Annotated in this window: 19 protein-coding genes; 14 read left to right on the forward strand and 5 right to left on the reverse strand. The window is 35.8% G+C overall.

All coding sequences use genetic code 11. The annotated features are described in order from the left end of the window. Positions 1 to 166: 166 nt before the first annotated feature. The 4 genes from leuS (at position 167) to ACHZAX_RS01265 (ending at position 6,120) form a co-directional block, all read left to right on the forward strand. On the forward strand, positions 167 to 2,929 hold the full coding sequence (gene leuS / locus ACHZAX_RS01250; RefSeq protein ID WP_320017736.1) for a leucine--tRNA ligase: 2,763 nt from the start codon (positions 167 to 169) through the stop codon (positions 2,927 to 2,929). Positions 2,930 to 3,010: 81 nt separating this feature from the next. Continuing rightward, complete coding sequence (locus ACHZAX_RS01255; RefSeq protein ID WP_320017737.1) at positions 3,011 to 3,871, forward strand: YitT family protein; 861 nt, start codon at positions 3,011 to 3,013, stop codon at positions 3,869 to 3,871. Positions 3,872 to 3,900: 29 nt separating this feature from the next. Beyond that, complete coding sequence (locus tag ACHZAX_RS01260; RefSeq protein WP_218973058.1) at positions 3,901 to 4,746, forward strand: YitT family protein; 846 nt, start codon at positions 3,901 to 3,903, stop codon at positions 4,744 to 4,746. Positions 4,747 to 4,845: 99 nt separating this feature from the next. Beyond that, positions 4,846 to 6,120: a M23 family metallopeptidase gene (locus ACHZAX_RS01265; protein WP_320017738.1), complete on the forward strand. Its 1,275-nt coding sequence runs from the start codon at positions 4,846 to 4,848 to the stop codon at positions 6,118 to 6,120. Here ACHZAX_RS01265 and purN read toward each other — a convergent pair. Then, complete coding sequence (gene purN / locus ACHZAX_RS01270) at positions 6,112 to 6,672, reverse strand: phosphoribosylglycinamide formyltransferase (RefSeq protein ID WP_320017739.1); 561 nt, start codon at positions 6,670 to 6,672, stop codon at positions 6,112 to 6,114. The two genes, ACHZAX_RS01265 and purN, sit on opposite strands and share 9 nt — an antisense overlap. A gap of 201 nt (positions 6,673 to 6,873) precedes the next feature. Here purN and ACHZAX_RS01275 point away from each other — a divergent pair, with 201 nt between their 5' ends. The 5 genes from ACHZAX_RS01275 to rprY all read left to right on the forward strand — a co-directional run bounded on the left by ACHZAX_RS01275 (position 6,874) and on the right by rprY (position 11,723). Further along, entirely contained in the window at positions 6,874 to 7,110 is a 237-nt protein-coding gene (locus tag ACHZAX_RS01275; RefSeq protein ID WP_096429419.1) for an acyl carrier protein, read from the forward strand. Positions 7,111 to 7,131: 21 nt separating this feature from the next. Next, positions 7,132 to 8,385: a beta-ketoacyl-ACP synthase II gene (gene fabF, locus ACHZAX_RS01280; RefSeq protein WP_101309439.1), complete on the forward strand. Its 1,254-nt coding sequence runs from the start codon at positions 7,132 to 7,134 to the stop codon at positions 8,383 to 8,385. 3 nt (positions 8,386 to 8,388) lie between these two features. Next, entirely contained in the window at positions 8,389 to 9,129 is a 741-nt protein-coding gene (gene rnc, locus ACHZAX_RS01285; protein ID WP_320017740.1) for a ribonuclease III, read from the forward strand. Positions 9,130 to 9,539: 410 nt separating this feature from the next. Next, on the forward strand, positions 9,540 to 11,030 hold the full coding sequence (locus tag ACHZAX_RS01290) for a sensor histidine kinase (RefSeq protein WP_101309437.1): 1,491 nt from the start codon (positions 9,540 to 9,542) through the stop codon (positions 11,028 to 11,030). Positions 11,031 to 11,036: 6 nt separating this feature from the next. After that, positions 11,037 to 11,723 carry a response regulator transcription factor RprY gene (gene rprY, locus ACHZAX_RS01295; RefSeq protein WP_101309436.1) on the forward strand — a complete coding sequence of 229 codons (687 nt, stop codon included), beginning with the start codon at positions 11,037 to 11,039 and terminating at the stop codon, positions 11,721 to 11,723. A 56-nt stretch (positions 11,724 to 11,779) separates the two neighbouring features. Here rprY and ACHZAX_RS01300 read toward each other — a convergent pair whose 3' ends face one another. From ACHZAX_RS01300 to ACHZAX_RS01315, 4 genes are all read right to left on the reverse strand, one after another. Continuing rightward, positions 11,780 to 12,085 carry a hypothetical protein gene (locus tag ACHZAX_RS01300; RefSeq protein WP_101309435.1) on the reverse strand — a complete coding sequence of 102 codons (306 nt, stop codon included), beginning with the start codon at positions 12,083 to 12,085 and terminating at the stop codon, positions 11,780 to 11,782. A gap of 128 nt (positions 12,086 to 12,213) precedes the next feature. Then, positions 12,214 to 12,408, reverse strand: a complete 195-nt coding sequence (locus tag ACHZAX_RS01305; RefSeq protein WP_101309434.1) for a hypothetical protein — start codon at positions 12,406 to 12,408, stop codon at positions 12,214 to 12,216. 163 nt (positions 12,409 to 12,571) lie between these two features. Then, positions 12,572 to 12,787, reverse strand: coding sequence for a hypothetical protein (locus tag ACHZAX_RS01310; RefSeq protein WP_124993950.1), 216 nt, complete (start codon positions 12,785 to 12,787; stop codon positions 12,572 to 12,574). Between the two features lie 132 nt (positions 12,788 to 12,919). Beyond that, a complete protein-coding gene (locus ACHZAX_RS01315; protein ID WP_320017741.1) occupies positions 12,920 to 14,083 on the reverse strand; it encodes a 1-acyl-sn-glycerol-3-phosphate acyltransferase in 1,164 nt (387 codons plus the stop codon). Between the two features lie 209 nt (positions 14,084 to 14,292). Here ACHZAX_RS01315 and ACHZAX_RS01320 point away from each other — a divergent pair, with 209 nt between their 5' ends. From ACHZAX_RS01320 to kce, 5 genes are all read left to right on the forward strand, one after another. Further along, a complete protein-coding gene (locus ACHZAX_RS01320) occupies positions 14,293 to 15,048 on the forward strand; it encodes a zinc metallopeptidase (protein ID WP_320017742.1) in 756 nt (251 codons plus the stop codon). Between the two features lie 331 nt (positions 15,049 to 15,379). Continuing rightward, the gene (locus tag ACHZAX_RS01325) at positions 15,380 to 15,817 is read left to right on the forward strand and encodes a hypothetical protein (RefSeq protein WP_101309431.1); all 438 of its coding nucleotides are present in this window, start codon (positions 15,380 to 15,382) and stop codon (positions 15,815 to 15,817) included. Positions 15,818 to 16,414: 597 nt separating this feature from the next. After that, positions 16,415 to 17,062 carry a CoA transferase subunit A gene (locus ACHZAX_RS01330; RefSeq protein WP_101309430.1) on the forward strand — a complete coding sequence of 216 codons (648 nt, stop codon included), beginning with the start codon at positions 16,415 to 16,417 and terminating at the stop codon, positions 17,060 to 17,062. A gap of 13 nt (positions 17,063 to 17,075) precedes the next feature. Beyond that, positions 17,076 to 17,459, forward strand: a complete 384-nt coding sequence (gene kal / locus ACHZAX_RS01335; protein WP_101309429.1) for a 3-aminobutyryl-CoA ammonia lyase — start codon at positions 17,076 to 17,078, stop codon at positions 17,457 to 17,459. 9 nt (positions 17,460 to 17,468) lie between these two features. Then, positions 17,469 to 18,293, forward strand: a complete 825-nt coding sequence (gene kce, locus ACHZAX_RS01340) for a 3-keto-5-aminohexanoate cleavage enzyme (protein ID WP_289531119.1) — start codon at positions 17,469 to 17,471, stop codon at positions 18,291 to 18,293. Positions 18,294 to 18,364: the final 71 nt, after the last annotated feature.

Raw genomic sequence — 18,364 nt, forward strand, 5'->3', positions numbered from 1 at the left:
CCTGTAAAGAAATATAATTCATTGTTTTAAACTTACATGCCTAAACCATTAGAATCCATATCTTAATAAAATAATACTTCCTTCTTAAACTCGGTAAATATTTATAAACTTTTGCTAATTTTGCGCTTTGAAACGCAAGAAATAACCATATTTTATCAAGATTAGCATGGAGTACAACTTTAAAGAAATAGAACAAAAGTGGCAGAAGTATTGGACTGAAGAGAAAACCTACAAAGTTGAAGTGAATTCTGAAAAGCCCAAATTTTATGTGCTCGATATGTTTCCATATCCTTCGGGGGCTGGTTTGCATGTTGGTCACCCACTCGGATATATCGCTTCGGATATATATTCCCGCTATAAAACTTTAAAGGGATTTAATGTGCTTCATCCGATGGGGTATGATGCTTATGGCTTGCCTGCTGAGCAATATGCGATCCAAACAGGACAGCATCCCGCTATTACTACAGAAACAAATATTACCAGATATCGCCAGCAATTAAACAAAATTGGCTTTTCATACGATTGGGATCGTGAAGTTCGTACTTGCGAGCCTGATTATTATAAGTGGACTCAATGGGCATTTATTCAAATGTTCAACCACTATTTCAATATCGATTCACAAAAAGCAGAATCAATTGAGTCATTAGTTACACAATTTGAGCTTTCAGGAAATGGAAAAGTGAATGCTGCCTGTTCAGAAACAGAAGTGTTTACTGCTGATGAGTGGAAAGGCTTTTCTGATATCGAAAAGCAAACTGTTCTTTTAAACTACAGATTGGCATATTTAGCCGATACAATGGTTAACTGGTGTCCTAAATTAGGTACCGTTTTAGCGAATGATGAGGTGAAAGACGGAGCTTCTCTTCGCGGAGGACACCCTGTTGAGCAAAAGAAAATGCGTCAATGGTCATTGCGTGTTTCTGCCTACGCAAAACGTTTGTTGGACGGTTTGGATAATTTGGAATGGACTGATTCTTTAAAAGAGATTCAGAAAAACTGGATTGGACGTTCTGTTGGTGCTGAAGTTAACTTTGGCGTGAAAGGTTCTGATCTGAAAATGGAGATTTTTACTACCCGCCCTGACACCATTTTTGGTGTTACTTTTATGGTTTTAGCGCCGGAGAGCGATTTGGTGAAGGAATTAACGACTCCAGATTGTCAGGCAAATATTGATGCTTACATTGAGGCAACCAGCAAAAGAACAGAAAGAGAGCGTTTGGCCGATGTTAAAACGGTAAGCGGTGCATTTACAGGTGCATATGCAATTCATCCTTTTACAGGCAAGGAAATACCTGTTTGGGTGAGTGATTATGTGCTTGCCGGATATGGAACAGGTGCAATTATGGCGGTGCCGGCTCATGATAGCCGCGATTATGCTTTTGCAAAACACTTCGACTTGCCGATTGTTCAGGTGGTGTCAGGTGGTGATATTTCTGAGGAATCCTACGATGCCAAAGAAGGACAATCCATGAACTCTGATTTTTTGAATGGATTGGATGTAAAAGATGCTATTGTAAAGGCAAACGAGGAAGTTGAAGCCAGAGGTTTAGGAAAGAAAAAAATTAACTACAGATTGAGGGATGCTATCTTCTCTCGTCAAAGATATTGGGGAGAACCTTTTCCTGTTTATTTTAAAGATGGTATGCCTCAAATGATGGATTTGGATGAGCTGCCTTTAGAATTGCCTGAGATTGATAAATACCTTCCAACAGAGAGCGGAGAACCACCTTTAGGACGCGCAAAAGATTGGATTACTGAAGATGGATATCCAATTGAATTGAATACAATGCCTGGTTTTGCGGGATCATCGGCTTACTATTTACGATATATGGATCCTCGTAACAATGATGCATTGGTTTCTGCCGAAGCAAATGAATACTGGCAGGATGTTGATCTGTATATTGGTGGTACCGAGCATGCTACGGGGCACTTAATCTATTCACGTTTTTGGAATAAATTCCTTTTCGATATCAATGAAGTATGTAAGGATGAACCTTTCAAGAAATTGATCAACCAGGGAATGATTCAGGGACGATCGAATTTTGTTTATCGTGATAAGAAATCCAATAAATACATTTCTCACGGATTAATAGGGGAATACGATACCACAGCCCTTCATGTTGATGTGAATATTGTGAAAAATGATGTTCTTGATTTGGAAGCCTTTAAAAACTGGATGCCTGAATATAAGAATGCAGAATTTATTTTAGAAGACGGAAAATACCATTGTGGCTGGGCTGTTGAAAAGATGTCTAAGTCCATGTTTAATGTGGTAAATCCTGACGTAATTGTTGAAGAATACGGAGCTGATACTTTGCGTTTATACGAAATGTTTTTGGGACCGTTGGAAGCGCATAAGCCATGGGATACAAATGGAATAGATGGAGTTCATAAATTCCTGAAAAAATTATGGCGGTTGTTTCATAATGAAACAGGTGAATTTGAATTGACAAGCAGTGAGCCAACCCAAGACGAATTAAAGGTTCTTCACAAAACCATTAAGAAAATACAGGATGATATTGAGCGTTTTTCATTCAATACCTCAGTTTCAGCTTTCATGATTTGTGTGAATGAGTTGTATACTTTGAAGTGTAACAATAAAGCCGTTCTTGAAAATCTTTTGGTTATTCTTGCTCCTTTTGCACCTCATGTTGCTGAAGAACTATGGGCTTTATGCGGGAATGCAACAAGTATAACGAAGGCAGATTTCCCGGAGTTCAACGAAAGTTTCGTTCAGGAAAATAATCATAAATATCCAGTTTCATTTAATGGTAAAATGAGATTTATATTGGAATTACCAGTAGGTCTGAGTAGGGATGAAATTGAAAAGGAAGTTCTTTCTTTAGAAAAATCTCAAAAATGGATTGATGGAAAAACGCCAAAGAAAATTATTATTGTTCCTAATAAGATTATAAATATAGTAGTATAAATAAATTATTCAAATAAGTTCTTGGCTTTAAGCTTTGTTGACTATTTGACAACAAAACTTAAAGCTTTTTTTTGATATGAGATGAAAATAAACTATTCTGAATTAAAATCCCTGATAATAATTACAGTCGGGATGGCAATATATTGTTTTAGTTGGGCTGCCTTTTTAATTCCATCCGGTATAATCGGAGGAGGGGTTAGTGGTATTGGCACATTAATTTATTTTGCAAGCGTAAAAGCAATTCCTGTTGGCTATTCCTATTTTATTATTAATGCCTTTTTAATACTGATAGCTCTAAAAATATTGGGTAGTAAATTTGGTGTTAAAACAGTATTTGCAATTATTGTGGGGTCGGTATTACTTTCAGTTTTGCCGAAACTTATTCCTGAACCTTTAGTGAATGAGAAATTTATGGCTGCAATTATTGGAGGTGCATTATCCGGAATTGGAGTTGGTATCACGATATCTCAGGGGGGGAGTTCCGGAGGTACTGATATTATAGCAATGATTATCAATAAATACAAAAACATCAGTCCCGGACGTATTATATTATATCTCGATATTTTTATCATTGCTTCATCCTATATCGTGTTTAAAGATGTACCTACCATTGTGTATGGTTACGTGGTAATGTCTATTACAGCTTACGCTATTGATATGGTGATTTCCGGATCGAAACAATCTGCTCAGCTTTTTATTATTTCGACAGAGTTTGAGAAGATTGCCAATGAAATTACCGGAACCATGAACAGGGGAGTGTCGGTGATGGATGCAACAGGCTGGTACTCAAAAGAAAATAAAAAGATATTGATGGTTGTGGTTCGAAAACATGAAGCTCCATCAATATTTAAATTAGTAAAACAAATCGATGGAAATGCTTTTATATCAATGGGATCGGTAATGGGGGTTTATGGCTTAGGTTTTGAAGAAATAAGAGGGTAGTTATTATGAAAAAAAGCAGTTCGATACAAATGTCAAAATTTGATTTTCAATCATACCTAATTATCACAATAGGCCTGTTGGTCGGTTCGCTTGCGTGGACCGGGTTTATTATTCCTGCAGAAATTGTAGGTTCAGGTGTTGGTGGTATTGCAACTATGATTTACTATGTTACAGGTTTTAAGGTTGGATATAGTGTTTTTCTTATCAACTCTGTTTTTCTTCTTGTGGCATTGCGTGTATTGGGTTTTGGTTTTGGGGTTAAAACCATTTATGGAATTACTGTTCTTTCCTTTTTTCTTTGGCTGTTTCAGTCCTTAATAACAGAACCTTTGGTTTCTGATCGATTCATGTGTGCTATCATTGGAGGAATACTGGCCGGTGCCAGTGCCGGAATGATATTGTCACGTGGTGGTAGTACAGGTGGAACTGATATTCTGGCGATGATGATTAATAAGTATAAGAATTACAGTCCCGGACAATTGTTACTTACTATTGATGTTGTTATTATTTCGTCTTCGTATCTGTTAGAGCATTCGATTGAACAGGTTGTGTATGGATTTGTTACAATGGGAGTAAGTGCCTATTGTGTTGATATGATTATTGAGGGAAGTAAACAGTCTGTACAGATCTTTATTTTTACACGAAAGCCTGATGAGATCAGAAAAGAGGTTGTTTATTCTCTTGATCAGGGAATAACTGTTCTTAGCGCAACAGGTGGTTTTAGTGGAGAAGATGTTAAAGTATTAATGCTGTTGGCCAGGAAAAGAGAGTCTCAAACCATTTTGAATATGATTAAGCTGGTGGATCCGGATGCATTTATTTCTCTGGGAAGCGTAATGGGAGTTTACGGAAAGGGATTCGATAAGATTAAATAGCAATTTCTTAAAAAAGCTTAAAACAGATATCTGTCAGTAATATTAGTTGTGTGACTATAAAAACAGTTATACCTTTAGGCCTCACAAAAATAAATATCCATGATAAAAAAATTCTTGAACTATAGGTTTCTATTAATTGCAGGTGCCGTTTTGGTAGGTTTAATTATATTTAAATGGTATTCAAACAAAGAGTTAGTAGAACAAATTGATCAGGAAGAAGTGGTAATTGACTCCTCAGAGGTAGCGCAGGTGCATTTAAAATATGGATTTCCCATTGAAGAGTTTTCTGTAGAAACTAATAAGGTAAAACGAAATCATAGCTTATCAACGATATTACGGCAATATGATGTTAGTTTTGGTACTATTGATAATATTGCAAGGAAAGCAAAGAAGGTTTTTAATGTCAGAAGGATTAAGTCCGGGCATGAGTATTCGGTTCTTTTCACCAAAGACAGTTTGAAAACGCCGGAGTACTTTATTTATGAAAACACTCCCGTTGAATATATCGTATTCGATTTGCGCGATACTCTGGATGTATTTAAGGGTGAAAAGGAAATTATTAAACATAGGAAGCAAATAAAAGGAAGTATTGAGTCGTCGTTATGGAATGCAATGGTTGAAGCCAATTCTGATCCTTTACTATCGATTGAACTTTCCGATATTTACGCCTGGACTATTGATTTTTTTGGCATAGGGAAGGGTGATCAGTTTAATGTTATATACGAAGAATCATATGTGGATGACAAACCAATTCATCAAATAAAAGTGATTGCTGCAAATTTTGTACACCATAACTCAGATAATTATGCTTTTGCATTTGTTGAAGGTGATAAAGAAGCTTACTTTGATGAAGAAGGTAAGAGTCTGCAGAAAGCATTTTTAAAAGCTCCTTTGCGGTATTCACGAATTAGCTCTAAGTTTTCTAATAACAGGTATCATCCTGTTTTGAAAAGGTATCGGGCCCATCATGGTGTTGATTACGCAGCGCCCACAGGTACACCTGTTCACACAATTGGTGATGGGGTTATTACCAAAAGAGGATATCAGGCAAATGGTGGAGGAAACTATCTTACTATTAAGCACAATAGCGTTTACACAACAACTTATATGCATCTTTCCCGGTTTGCTAAAAGAATGAATTCCGGCACCAGAGTTAAGCAGGGTGAAACAATCGGATATGTTGGAGCAACCGGTCTTGCAACCGGTCCTCATTTAGATTTTAGAGTTTATAAAAATGGAACTCCAATAAATCCATTGAATATGAAATCGCCTCCAGTGTCCCCAGTGAAAGAAGAAAACGTGCTTAGATACAAGCAGGAAATGGAGAAGTTGATGCAGGAACTGAATCCGAAGGAAGCAATTACTTTAGAGTAATTGCTCAATTATTTTAGGGAAGAATTCATGTTCCAGTTTGTGAATTTTTTCAGCAACATCTTCTGCAGAATCATTGGGCGAAATAGTGCATTTGGCTTGAAATACGATTTTCCCTTCATCATATTTCTCATTTACCATATGAATGGTAATGCCGCTTTCGTTCTCTTTATTATCAACAACTGCCTGATGGACTTTCATGCCATACATTCCTTTTCCACCATATTTTGGCAAAAGGGCAGGGTGAATATTAACAATAGAATTGGGATATTTACGCAGTAAATTAAGAGGAAGCAACCAAAGAAATCCTGCTAAAACAACAAAATCGACCTTTTTTTCAGCCAAAAAATCAATTATTTTATTCGTTTCATTAAATTCTGACCGGGAAAAAATTAAAGTTGGAATATTTAGGCTTCTTGCTCTGGAAAGTACAAAGGCATTGGCGTTGTTGGAAAGTATTGCCGAAATCTCGAATTCGGGTTTGTCGCTAAAATACCTTACAATATTTTCAGCATTACTACCTGATCCAGAGGCAAATATAGCTAGTCGTTTCATGTTGTATTTTCAAATGTAACTAAAACACACAAATATATGCAAAAGGCATTTCGCAGTGAAATAATTTCGCAGAAAAGGAAAAAGAATTACCTTTGACCGCAACTTTGTGAAATAAATTTGAATTATTTAGAGTAAATTTATTTCTTTGCACAGTTGAAAATTAATTAGTTTAAATATTTAATCACTTAAAATTTTAAAGTTATGTCTGATATTGCATCTAGAGTAAAAGCTATCATAGTTGATAAGTTGGGTGTGGACGAAACTGAGGTAACACTTGAGGCTAGTTTCACTAACGATCTTGGAGCTGATTCATTGGATACAGTTGAGCTTATCATGGAATTCGAAAAAGAATTTAATATCGCTATTCCAGACGATCAAGCAGAAAACATTGGTACTGTAGGTGACGCTATTTCTTACATCGGAGAAAACGCTAAGTAATTATTAACCAGAACCTTTTTTATGGAATTTAGAAGAGTAGTAGTAACTGGGCTCGGAACAATTAACCCAATTGGTAATTCTGTTGCCGAATATTGGGATAGTTTGGAGAACGGAGTGGGTGGATCAGGATTGATTACTCATTTTGATGCTTCAAAGTTCAAAACTCAGTTTGCTTGCGAAGTTAAAAATTTCGAGCCTAATGATCATTTCGACCGCAAGGAAGTTAGAAAATTAGATTTGTATGCTCAGTATGCTTTGGTTGCGGCCAAACAAGCTATTGAAGATTCAAATCTTGACCTTGAATCGGAAGATTTAACAAAGGCTGGAGTAATCTGGGGTTCTGGTATTGGCGGAATTAAAACTTTCTTAGATGAAGTTACAGGATATGCAAACGGGGATGGAACTCCTCGTTTCTCTCCTTTTTTCATTCCTAAGATGATTTCTGATATTGCCGCCGGTCATATTTCAATGAAATATGGATTCCAAGGACCTAATTATGGTACTGTTTCTGCATGCGCTTCGGCTTCACATGCAATGATTGATGCAATGAATTACATCCGTTTGGGTAAAGCTAATATCTTTATTACAGGAGGTTCTGAAGCATCTATCAATGAAGCAGGGTTGGGTGGATTTAATTCTATGCAGGCATTATCTACAAACAACGAAGAGTATAAAACTGCATCTCGTCCGTTCTGTAATACCCGTGACGGTTTTGTTATGGGTGAAGGAAGTGGTTGCTTGATATTTGAAGAATATGAGCACGCCAAAAAACGAGGAGCAAAAATTTACGCTGAAATTGTTGGTGGTGGAATGTCTGGTGATGCTTATCACCTAACAGCAACTCATCCGGAAGGAAGAGGTGCGATTAACGCTATGAAAATGGCGTTAGAAGACGCTTGTCTGAAACCAGAAGAAATTGATTATATCAATGTTCATGGAACTTCAACACCTGTAGGTGATATTCCTGAAACAAAAGCGGTTCAGACTGTGTTTGGCGATCATGCCTATAAATTGAACATTAGTGCTACAAAATCAATGACTGGTCACTTGCTGGGAGCAGCAGGAGCTGTTGAAGCTATTGCCTGTATTTTGGCAATAAATAATCAAACTGTTCCTCCTACAATTAACTTTAGCGAGGCGGATCCTAACATTGATGAAAAACTAAACCTTACACTTCATAAGGCTCAGAAACGCGAAATTCGCACAGCTTTGAGTAATACATTTGGGTTTGGTGGTCATAATGCTTCAGTTATTTTCAAATCATTCATTGAATAATTTGTGGTAAAGTCTATATTTCAATCCATAAAACTTTTTTTCTATCCTGAAAGGGAGTTTTATGGATTGTTTTTTGATTCACTGGGAGTTAAACCTAATAATCCGGATTTGTATGAGCTCGCTTTCATACACAAATCTGCAACCATCCAAAAAAAAGGTTACGGTTTAAACAATGAACGTCTCGAATATCTTGGGGATGCTATTCTTGGTGCTATAATCGCCGATATTCTATACAAGTACTTTCCCAATAAGGACGAAGGTTTTCTTACCCAAATCAGATCTAAAATTGTCAGCAGGCAATCCTTAAATAAGCTGGCAGTTAAAATTGAACTCGACAAGCAGGTTGTCTCCAATGTGAACTTGAATAATAACAAGCATATTTACGGAGATGCATTTGAAGCTTTTATTGGAGCTATTTATCTCGATCAGGGGTACGACAAAACAAGAAAATTTATCGAAGATAAGATTTTTAGAACACACATTAATTTGGAAGAAGTGGTTACTGTTGAAACCAATTTTAAAAGTAAATTGATTGAGTGGGCTCAAAAAAATAAGAAAGATGTTTATTTTGATACACACGAAGGTGGTATTGATGATGCATTGAATTTGCCTTTGTTTACTTCTGAAGTTGAGGTGGAAGAAGTGAAAATGGGAACCGGAAAAGGCACATCTAAAAAGGAAGCACAACAAAAAGCGGCTCAGGAAGCTCTTACACGAATAAGTCAAATGGAATTGGCTTGCTAAATCTCTTCGGTTACATCCTGTTATTGATTTTCAAAAAGAAATTTGCGGTTGGTTTTAAGTTAAAGGGGGATTTTAACGTCTTGTTTGGTGCATGAAACGGCATAAAAAAAAGGACGGTAACCACAACCGCCCTTTCATCTAACTATTAACCAAAATTTTTAATCAAGGAGATTGTTTCTTATAGATTCGCTCTCCGTTGGCAAATATAGTGTCAAATTATTAACTTCAAAGTCGTTTTTGTGAAAATTTATCAAAAAACAGCCGTTTTTGTCTAAAATAGATTAAATCCAAATCTATAAAGTGGCGATGAGTTTTGGTAACCGAAATTTTGGTAATTGTATCCATTTAAACTTGTGTTAAAGATTGTTAAGCTGGAATAGCTGCAGCTGCTTTTTTTTATATTTGTATCTATGAATCAAAAATATATTTGGCTTGTAACAATTGTACTCTGTATTTCCTTATCTGGATTGATATTGGTTCAGATTAACTTTTTTCAGTCAGCCTCTAAAATTAAAGAAGAACAACTGGCGCTTACAGTTAGTAAGGCTCTGGATCAGGTTGTCTCAGAATTAGAAAGAGCAGAAAAAGAGCAGATTATTTTGGAAGGTGATGTTTCCAATTTTACTAATGGTACAATTATCAGTTCTAAAAGTTCAGGGTTTAATATAAATATACCGATGGATTTTACTCATGAGAAAGCCAGATTGAGTTTTTATTCGGAGAATACAAAATATGATATTGGGGAAGGGGTCATAAATCCGGATGGTTTATCTGTACTTTCTAAAATGCAGATGCAATTTAATAAAACGATAAATACCGGCAATTCATATGCGTTGATAGCCGGACAATTGGCTAATTCACGGCTTCCGTTAAGCGAAAGAATTAAAATGGAAAAATTGCCTCAGCTTATTCAGGAAAAACTTCGTGAAAATGGAATTAAGCTGAATTTTGAGTATGCAGTAAAATCAAACAACAAATTCGAAAAAAGATCAAAGAATTATTTTCGAAATCCTTCTTTCGAAAAATACAGCAAGCAGTTGTTTCCCAATGATTTTTTCTCCAATCTAAACTTTTTATATATTTATTTTCCCGGGCAGCAGAGGTATATGTTACAGTCATACTCTTTGTTACTTCCATCTTTCATATTGACTCTGGTTTTAATTCTTTCCAGTGCATTCACGATTTTCATTATTTTTCGTCAGAAAAGGTTATCGAATATAAAGAATGACTTCATTAATAATATGACTCATGAGTTTAAAACTCCTATTGCGACTATTTCGTTAGCTTCTCAGATGTTGAAGGATAATACTGTTACTACAACCGCATCAACAAGAGATCATATTGCTAAGATTATTAATGACGAAAGTCGGAGACTAACCTATCAGGTTGAGAAAGTTTTGCAGATGGCGGTTTTTAATGAGGTTAGAATGAAATTGAAATTGAAGACAATAAGTGTTCATAAAATAATTCAAAATTTATTACCTAACTTTACTATAAGAGTTGAAGACAGAAAGGGGAATATGTATCAGAATATTGATGCAGAGCATGATCTGGTAATGGCTGATGAGGTTCATTTAAGTAATGTAATTGCGAATTTATTGGATAATGCCATTAAATACTGTAAAGATGCTCCGGAACTTAGTATTAGTACAAGAAATAAAAATAAGGGTATTGTTATTACGGTTACAGATAACGGCATTGGAATTTCGAAAGAAGATCAAAAAATGATTTTTGAGCGTTTTTTTAGAGTACATACGGGAAATGTTCATGACGTTAAAGGATTTGGTTTGGGATTGTCTTACGTTAAAAAGATAGTAGATGCCCATAATGGACAGGTTAGTGTTGACAGTATACCTGATAAAGGATCCAAATTTGAAATATATCTTCCCTTAAAAAAATAGATACATATGGAACAAGTTAAAATTTTATTAGCAGAAGATGACGCTAACCTAGGACTTCTGTTAAAAGAGTATTTGGTTGCAAAAGGCTACAACACCACACTTCGTGAAGATGGCGATAAGGCATACGATGAATTTTTAAAAAATCCATATGATCTGTGTATTTTTGATATCATGATGCCGCATAGGGATGGTTTTACTTTGGCCAAGGATATTCGTTTGATCAATAGTGAGATTCCAATCATTTTCCTAACTGCAAAGTCGATGAAAGAAGATGTTCTGGAGGGTTTTAAGTTGGGAGCCGATGATTATATGACAAAGCCATTTAGTATGGAAGAGTTATTGGTTCGTATCGAAGCTGTTCTAAGAAGAACTTCAGGGGTAAAAAGTGAAAATACCCAGGAGGAGTTTAAATTAGGGCGCTTTTTATTCGATTCAAAGAAACAGTTTCTTCAGGATGGTGAATCAACAATTAAGCTGACAACGAAAGAATCAGAATTGTTAAAACTTCTCTGTAATAATGTGAATAAAGTTTTGGAACGAAATTTAGCTCTTAGAACGATCTGGTCGGATGATAATTATTTTAATGCCAGAAGTATGGATGTGTATATTACTAAGCTAAGAAAGCATTTAAAGCCTGAGCCGGGCATTGAAATCATCAATGTTCATGGTCGAGGATATAAACTAATCATGTAATTGTTACCTGATATAGAAAACGCCGGTTATTTGACCGGCGTTTTTTTATGAGATATTTATTCTGAAACCTTTTCAGTAGAATCAGATTGTTCTGCTTTCTTTTCTTTTTTAGTGACTTCTTTTTCGCGTTGTATCATATCCTGATACATACTCCGCATGAATTTAATCCCAAATTGCAAAGCGTCTTTTTTGCTCTGAAAATTTGATTTGATTAATTGATGCATACTTAATTCTTCACTCGGATCATCGGTATAATAGAAAATATCAATATTAGGTCTGTTCCCTTTCTTTTTGATTTCCATTCCGAACCAGGTTTCGAATTCCTGGTCTCCTACTTTAATATGACGTACAAATTTTATCATCTTCTGATTTTTTTTCCGTTGCGAAGATACTTCATTTTTTTTAAAGGATGAATATTCAAATTTGAGATGGTATAAAAAAAGAGGATCTTCAATTGAAGATCCTCTAGATTTAAAAAGTAACTTACTTATCATAATGAAAGCTGAGGGTTGGTAACATCAGAAAGTATCTCATGATAGCGACCCGAATAATTTTCCAGACACCAATTTTTAAGTTTCTCAAAATCAGTTGGTGTTAGCCACTGAAAGGCTTTTGTCAACTCTTTACGAAAAAGAGCAAAATCAAAACTTACATTAGCGAGGACGATTTTTGTTTGTTCAAGCATGATTATTCAAGTTTATAGTGTTTAACAGAACTTGTTCCACTAAGCTACAATTTTCTTTGAGGATTGAAGAATACATTAAGAAGTCTTAACATTTTTTACGGTTTTATTAATGTAAGCTTATTCATTTATTGTTCTCAGGTTGAAGGCGTAAAAAAAGGAGCTGCTATAGCTCCTCATTCTGTTTTTTTTCCAACTCTTTAATCTTCTTTTCCTGATTGTTCAATAATACCATCGAAATTGTAAGAATGAACATGACAATCAGTTCAATATAGATTCCGCTCCTGTCAGGAGTTTCTGCCGAAGAGTTCAGGAGGTTTAATATTGCAGCCACCATAATTAAAAAGGTGGACATGATTAGCAGGAGTTTAATTAGTTTCATGTGTTTTTAATTTTAGCGAATCTTAATAGGTGAGTTGCGGAGTATATATTCCAGATGAATTTTATTTATAGAATGAAATTATTAAAAAATCAGTTCAAAAAAAAATGGCCTTCCTAAGAAAGCCATAGTATTTTATTTGTCAGGGACAAAATCCGGTTTTTTTAATTCCAATCTGTTTTTTACAGGATTCGCATAGATTTCCAGGAATATATGATTTAATCTTTCAAGATTTCCATCATCCGGATTAATTTTCTTTTCCATGTGCTTTAAGAAAAGATCTTTTTCTTCAGATGTATATTTATCCGCGAACTCATCCGTTTTGTTTACGATATCGTAGGCAATGTAATTGTCAGGCCAAAGTTTGTAGTTCTTGTGTATTCTGTAGTCAATCAAATCAGCAAGAGCTTTGAATTTATCTCTGCTGTCATCCATTTCTTCAATAACGTCAAGCATTATGGAGATCGGTTTTCCGATGACAAAATTAACGCGGCCTTTTTCATTAACCATTCCTTTGATCATGCTTCGTAAATCGTCCTTAGGAGTTTTCTTAAAACCTTCTTCGGTTTCTTTTTTGTATACTTCTAAGGTTTTCATTGCATCGCATGGCTCGTATTCGTATGAAATAGCAACAGGAACAATTCGTAAGCTTTTAAAGTGCTCAGAGAAAGTAACATCTCCACTCATTTGCAGCATTTTCAACAAGCTCTGTTGAGTTCTGTCATCACCATCTTTGGTGCGTCCTTCTCGTTGTGCTATCCAAATAGATGATTTTTTAGTGTTTAATGCATACTGTATGTAAGATGATAATTGCTTAGAGCTGGTAAGCATCTGACGAACAGTTACGTTTCTTTGTACAACGAAGCTTTTGTTTAGTTTAACTAAATCGGCTATCCAAGGTTGAATTAAAAGATTACTGCCAATAGCGATTTCAGTTGTTTCAAAACCATTGTTGTAAAGCATCACGTTAAGTAAGGCTGAATCCAAAATGATATCTCTATGATCCGAAATAAATAAATAACTTTCTTTTGGATCAAGATTTTCCAGTCCGTCAATGGTTATACCTTTGGTGGTGTGGTCAATAATGTGTTGTGCCAGTCGTACAATGAAGTTGCTCTGAAATTCCTTTATTGTTTTTACTTCTCCCAATGCTTTCACAATCATTTCTTTCGAAAATCCTGGAAATAACTGTTGTGAGAATCGAATAAAAGCTTCTTCTTTTATTAAACGTCCGATGGTTTCTACAACTTCGGAATCGTTATATGGTCGAATAGCATCAAAATCTGAGTCAGTGAACATTGCTTGGTTCTTTTTGTTTTAAGGAATGGCAAAAATAAGCAAATTATATGGAATGTCTAGGAAATGGTGCCTGCTTTTTGTTTTTATTGATGTTTAAGTCCCTTGAAATTCAAATATTTACATTTGTGAATAGGTGCACTATCTAGCTGTGTTTGGGGAGGATGGCTATTAATTAAGGTGTTGCAATAACTGTCAAATCGACATGAAATGTGTTTGAATCAATCTTGGCAGAGAATTTGAGTTTTTTATCTGAAATGTCAGTTAAATTAATTGGAGGAATTGTAATGGGAGGAATTTGGATCATATTTATTGCTTTTACTTTGTTGAGCTGGCTTGTGAGCAGTCAGTTAAAAGCAAGATTTAAAAGGTATTCTCAAATACCTACGGCGAATGGCATGACAGGACGCGAGGTGGTTGAGCAGATGTTGAGGGATCATGGTGTGAGAGGGGTAAGGATTGGTTCTGTTGATGGTCAGTTATCGGATCATTACAATCCGGAAAATAAAACCATTAATCTGAGTAAGGATGTTTACCATGGTAGAAGTATAGCGGCAGCAGCAGTAGCTGCGCATGAAACCGGACATGCAATTCAACATGCCGAAGCATATGCATGGCTGCAAATGCGATCGGCTTTAGTGCCCATTGTTAGTTTTAGTTCCAATTGGATACAGTGGTTGCTTCTGGCTGGAATTGTTATGGTGAATGCTTTCCCTCAACTACTTTTGACAGGGATAGTACTGTTTGCCGGCACTACTCTTTTTAGTATTATCACCTTGCCTGTAGAGGTGGATGCTAGTCGAAGAGCCTTGGTTTGGTTGAAAACATCAGGTATTACAACTTATGAAACACAGAAAAGTGCTTTTGATGCATTGAAATGGGCGGCATATACTTATTTTATTGCAGCTCTGTCTTCCTTGGCAACATTACTTTACTATGTAATGATTTATATGGGAAGAAGGAATTAGACTCTTAAATGAGTGAAAAAATTAAAAAGTATTGTCCTTTTACTATCAGAAAATTCAGTGGCTGATGTAAAAGGACTTTTTTGCTTATACCAATTTAATTTCAAAATAGACTCTAATTAAAATGAATTAATTTTTAGTTGTATCGAAGCAAAGCCATGTTACGATGCATCTTTTTTAACTAAGATATAGCTGAAAAGAAACATTTTATAAGGCATGTTTTGGTATTATTTCTATATCGATTGATTCCTGGTGTTTGTAATAGTTCTGCTAAAAAGTGAAGAATTAGAATCCTTTTTCTTATTTTTAATCTTTCAAAATAAGAAAAAGAGATATGACTAAAATAGCAAAATACGGATTTGTGCTTTCCTTCGTTTGGGTAGGATTTTTATTGGCGATTAGCTTTATGGAAGCCTGGGTTAAGTTTCGGGCTGTGTCGCTTGACCTGCCAACAGGATTGGATGTGGGAGTTCATGTGTTTGGCGCTTTAAATATGATTGAGCGCCTCTTTTCAGCAATGCTTTTGGTTTATGTGTTTATCAATTATACCGATAAAGTTGTTGTGCTTACCGGCTTAACGATTTTCACTTTTGTAGTTGCTCAGTCGGGATATTTGCTCCCTGAATTAAATCAGCATGCACAGTTAATTATTATGGGAATGGTGCCTGAGAAAAATTCAATTCACCACATATACGTGCTTATGGAAGTTGTAAAATTGGTGGCATTGCTGGTTTTGGGGTTCAGACAAGTGCGAATATTCAAACAAGCATAGTTTTCCTGAAATTGTAATTTCTTACGCTCTGTATTCCTAAAATACAGATGGAAGCCGAGTAGAGTATGGTTTCTTGCACATTTGTTAAAAAACAAACAAATTAGTTTGTGGCAAAGTTCGGATTCTCCCAAAAATAATTTTAATAGCTGTTACTTTAAATAGGCAGATTTTACTCTTAATTTAATCGATTGTTGAGTTGTAAGCATTAATATTTGAAGCTTTTTTGTAAGAAACCGTTAAAATATTAGATAGTGTTGTAAAACATATGTGTCAGTAGTTGAAAAGGTGTATGTTGTACGGCATGTTTTTGGTGTGATAGTTTATGTAATCAACGATTAAAATTAACACTAATGTTAAAATAACAACATTAAAATGGTCAAAAATTGCCTTTTTGAGCCTTTCTGCAAGCTTGTTTAGAATGAATAAAAAGACTGAAGAGTTTCATATTTGTGCCATTTAGAATGGGTCTTGATACGGAACTCTGCAATCGTTTCCATCAGTGCTTTAAAAAATTATCTTTGTTTCGTAAATAGACTAAAGACTTCTGTTTTATTGATTTCAGAAGTTTATTGGTAAAACGGTAAAAACTATTTTTCGATGAACAAGATAATCTCAATAAAAGAGGCAGTTGCTAAACTGCAGGATGGAATGACCATCATGATCGGAGGATTTCTTTCGGTTGGAACTGCGAATAATATGATCGATCATATCGTTTCTTCCAACGTTAAAAATTTAACAATTATTTGTAATGATACGGCTTTCGCAGATAAAGGTCTGGGAAAATTGATTGCCAACAGACAGGTTGTTAAGGTGATTACTTCTCATATTGGAACAAATCCTGCCACGATTGAGCAAATGAATAATGGAGAGATAGAAGTGGAATTTAGTCCTCAGGGTACTTTGGCTGAGCGCGTTCGTTCTGGTGGAGCTGGTTTAGGTGGAGTTCTTACTCCAACAGGTTTGGGAACTATGGTTGCCGAAGGTAAGGAGATTATAACTGTTGATGGAAAAGAGTTTTTGCTTGAGAAACCTTTGCGGGCAGATGTAGCTTTGATTGGAGCAAGCATTTCTGATACTTTGGGTAATCTTACTTATAGAGGAACTACTCAGAATTTTAATCCATTAATGGCTACTGCAGCCGATTTGGTAATTGTAGAAGCTAAGCAGATGGTAGAGGCTGGAACACTGAAGCCGGAAGAGGTGAAAACTCCATCTATTTTTGTAGATTTTATTGTAAACAACTAACTAATATAGACAAATGGAAAAGGCAATGATAAGAATGCGCATGAGTTCTCATGACGCTCATTATGGTGGAAATTTGGTTGATGGAGCAAAAATGCTTCAGTTATTTGGTGACGTAGCAACAGAATTATTAATCCGTCGTGATGGTGATGAAGGATTGTTTGCAGGATACGAAAATGTTGAATTTTTGGCTCCTGTTTATGCAGGGGATTACATCGAAGCAGTTGGTGAAATTATAAAAGAAGGCAACTCAAGCCGTAAAATGACTTTCGAAGCCCGTAAAGTAATTGTGCCAAGAACAGATATTTCTGAATCGGCAGCTGATTTTCTAGAAGAGCCAGTTGTAGTTTGCAGAGCTGTCGGAACATGTGTTACTCCTAAGAAATCTCAACGTAAATAATTATAAGCCATGGAAAAACTGATCATCACAGCAGCCATTTGTGGCGCAGAAGTTACCAAAGAGCACAATCCAAATGTTCCTTACACTATTGAAGAATGTGTACGTGAAGCAGGTTTGGCTTATGAAGCAGGAGCAAGTATAATTCATCTTCATGTAAGAACCGATGATGGAACACCAACTCAAGATAAGAATCGTTTCAAAATGGTGATGGATGCGATTCATGCAAAATATCCTGATGTAATTATTCAGCCATCAACCGGTGGAGCTGTTGGTATGACCAACGATGAAAGATTGCAGCCAACTGAGTTGAACCCGGAAATGGCAACTCTTGATTGCGGTACTTTGAATTTTGGCGGCGATGAGATCTTCGAGAATACTGAAAATACCATTAAGTATTTCGGTGAGAGAATGATTGAGAGAGGAATTAAACCAGAATTGGAAGTGTTCGATAAATCGATGATCGACATGGCTCTTCGTCTTCACAAAAAAGGATTCATTAAATCTCCGATGCACTTTGATTTTGTCATGGGAGTGAATGGAGGAATTTCAGGTACTCTTCGCGACTTTGTTTTCTTAAGAGAAAGCATTCCTGCTGATGCAACTTATACCGTTGCTGGTATTGGTCGTTTTGAATTTCCATTGGCAACGGCTGCTATTGTTGATGGTGGTCATGTGCGTGTTGGATTTGAAGACAATACAATGATCTCAAGAGGTGTTGTAGCAGAATCGAATGGTCAGTTGGTTGAGAAAGTAGTTCGTTTGGCGAAGGAATTAGGCCGCGAGATTGCAACACCAGCCGAGGCTCGGGAAATTTTAGGATTAAAGCAAAAGTAGTTAGTACAAAGTAATTGGTAGGTAATCAATTTTACTAAAGACTAATTACTATTTACTCAATACTAAATATA

Origin of the sequence: Labilibaculum manganireducens, assembly GCF_963665805.2 — a bacterium.
In the GTDB taxonomy this organism is placed as follows: Bacteria; Bacteroidota; Bacteroidia; order Bacteroidales; family Marinifilaceae; genus Labilibaculum; species Labilibaculum manganireducens.

Bases quoted from the DNA above. Each gene is read 5' to 3' on its own strand.
- leuS (WP_320017736.1), top strand. From the start codon at position 167: ATGGAGTACAACTTTAAAGAAATAGAACAAAAGTGGCAGAAGTATTGG.
- ACHZAX_RS01255 (WP_320017737.1), top strand. From the start codon at position 3,011: ATGAAAATAAACTATTCTGAATTAAAATCCCTGATAATAATTACAGTC.
- ACHZAX_RS01260 (WP_218973058.1), top strand. From the start codon at position 3,901: ATGTCAAAATTTGATTTTCAATCATACCTAATTATCACAATAGGCCTG.
- ACHZAX_RS01265 (WP_320017738.1), top strand. From the start codon at position 4,846: ATGATAAAAAAATTCTTGAACTATAGGTTTCTATTAATTGCAGGTGCC.
- purN (WP_320017739.1), bottom strand. From the start codon at position 6,672: ATGAAACGACTAGCTATATTTGCCTCTGGATCAGGTAGTAATGCTGAA.
- ACHZAX_RS01275 (WP_096429419.1), top strand. From the start codon at position 6,874: ATGTCTGATATTGCATCTAGAGTAAAAGCTATCATAGTTGATAAGTTG.
- fabF (WP_101309439.1), top strand. From the start codon at position 7,132: ATGGAATTTAGAAGAGTAGTAGTAACTGGGCTCGGAACAATTAACCCA.
- ACHZAX_RS01290 (WP_101309437.1), top strand. From the start codon at position 9,540: ATGAATCAAAAATATATTTGGCTTGTAACAATTGTACTCTGTATTTCC.
- rprY (WP_101309436.1), top strand. From the start codon at position 11,037: ATGGAACAAGTTAAAATTTTATTAGCAGAAGATGACGCTAACCTAGGA.
- ACHZAX_RS01300 (WP_101309435.1), bottom strand. From the start codon at position 12,085: ATGATAAAATTTGTACGTCATATTAAAGTAGGAGACCAGGAATTCGAA.
- ACHZAX_RS01305 (WP_101309434.1), bottom strand. From the start codon at position 12,408: ATGCTTGAACAAACAAAAATCGTCCTCGCTAATGTAAGTTTTGATTTT.
- ACHZAX_RS01310 (WP_124993950.1), bottom strand. From the start codon at position 12,787: ATGAAACTAATTAAACTCCTGCTAATCATGTCCACCTTTTTAATTATG.
- ACHZAX_RS01315 (WP_320017741.1), bottom strand. From the start codon at position 14,083: ATGTTCACTGACTCAGATTTTGATGCTATTCGACCATATAACGATTCC.
- ACHZAX_RS01325 (WP_101309431.1), top strand. From the start codon at position 15,380: ATGACTAAAATAGCAAAATACGGATTTGTGCTTTCCTTCGTTTGGGTA.
- ACHZAX_RS01330 (WP_101309430.1), top strand. From the start codon at position 16,415: ATGAACAAGATAATCTCAATAAAAGAGGCAGTTGCTAAACTGCAGGAT.
- kal (WP_101309429.1), top strand. From the start codon at position 17,076: ATGGAAAAGGCAATGATAAGAATGCGCATGAGTTCTCATGACGCTCAT.
- kce (WP_289531119.1), top strand. From the start codon at position 17,469: ATGGAAAAACTGATCATCACAGCAGCCATTTGTGGCGCAGAAGTTACC.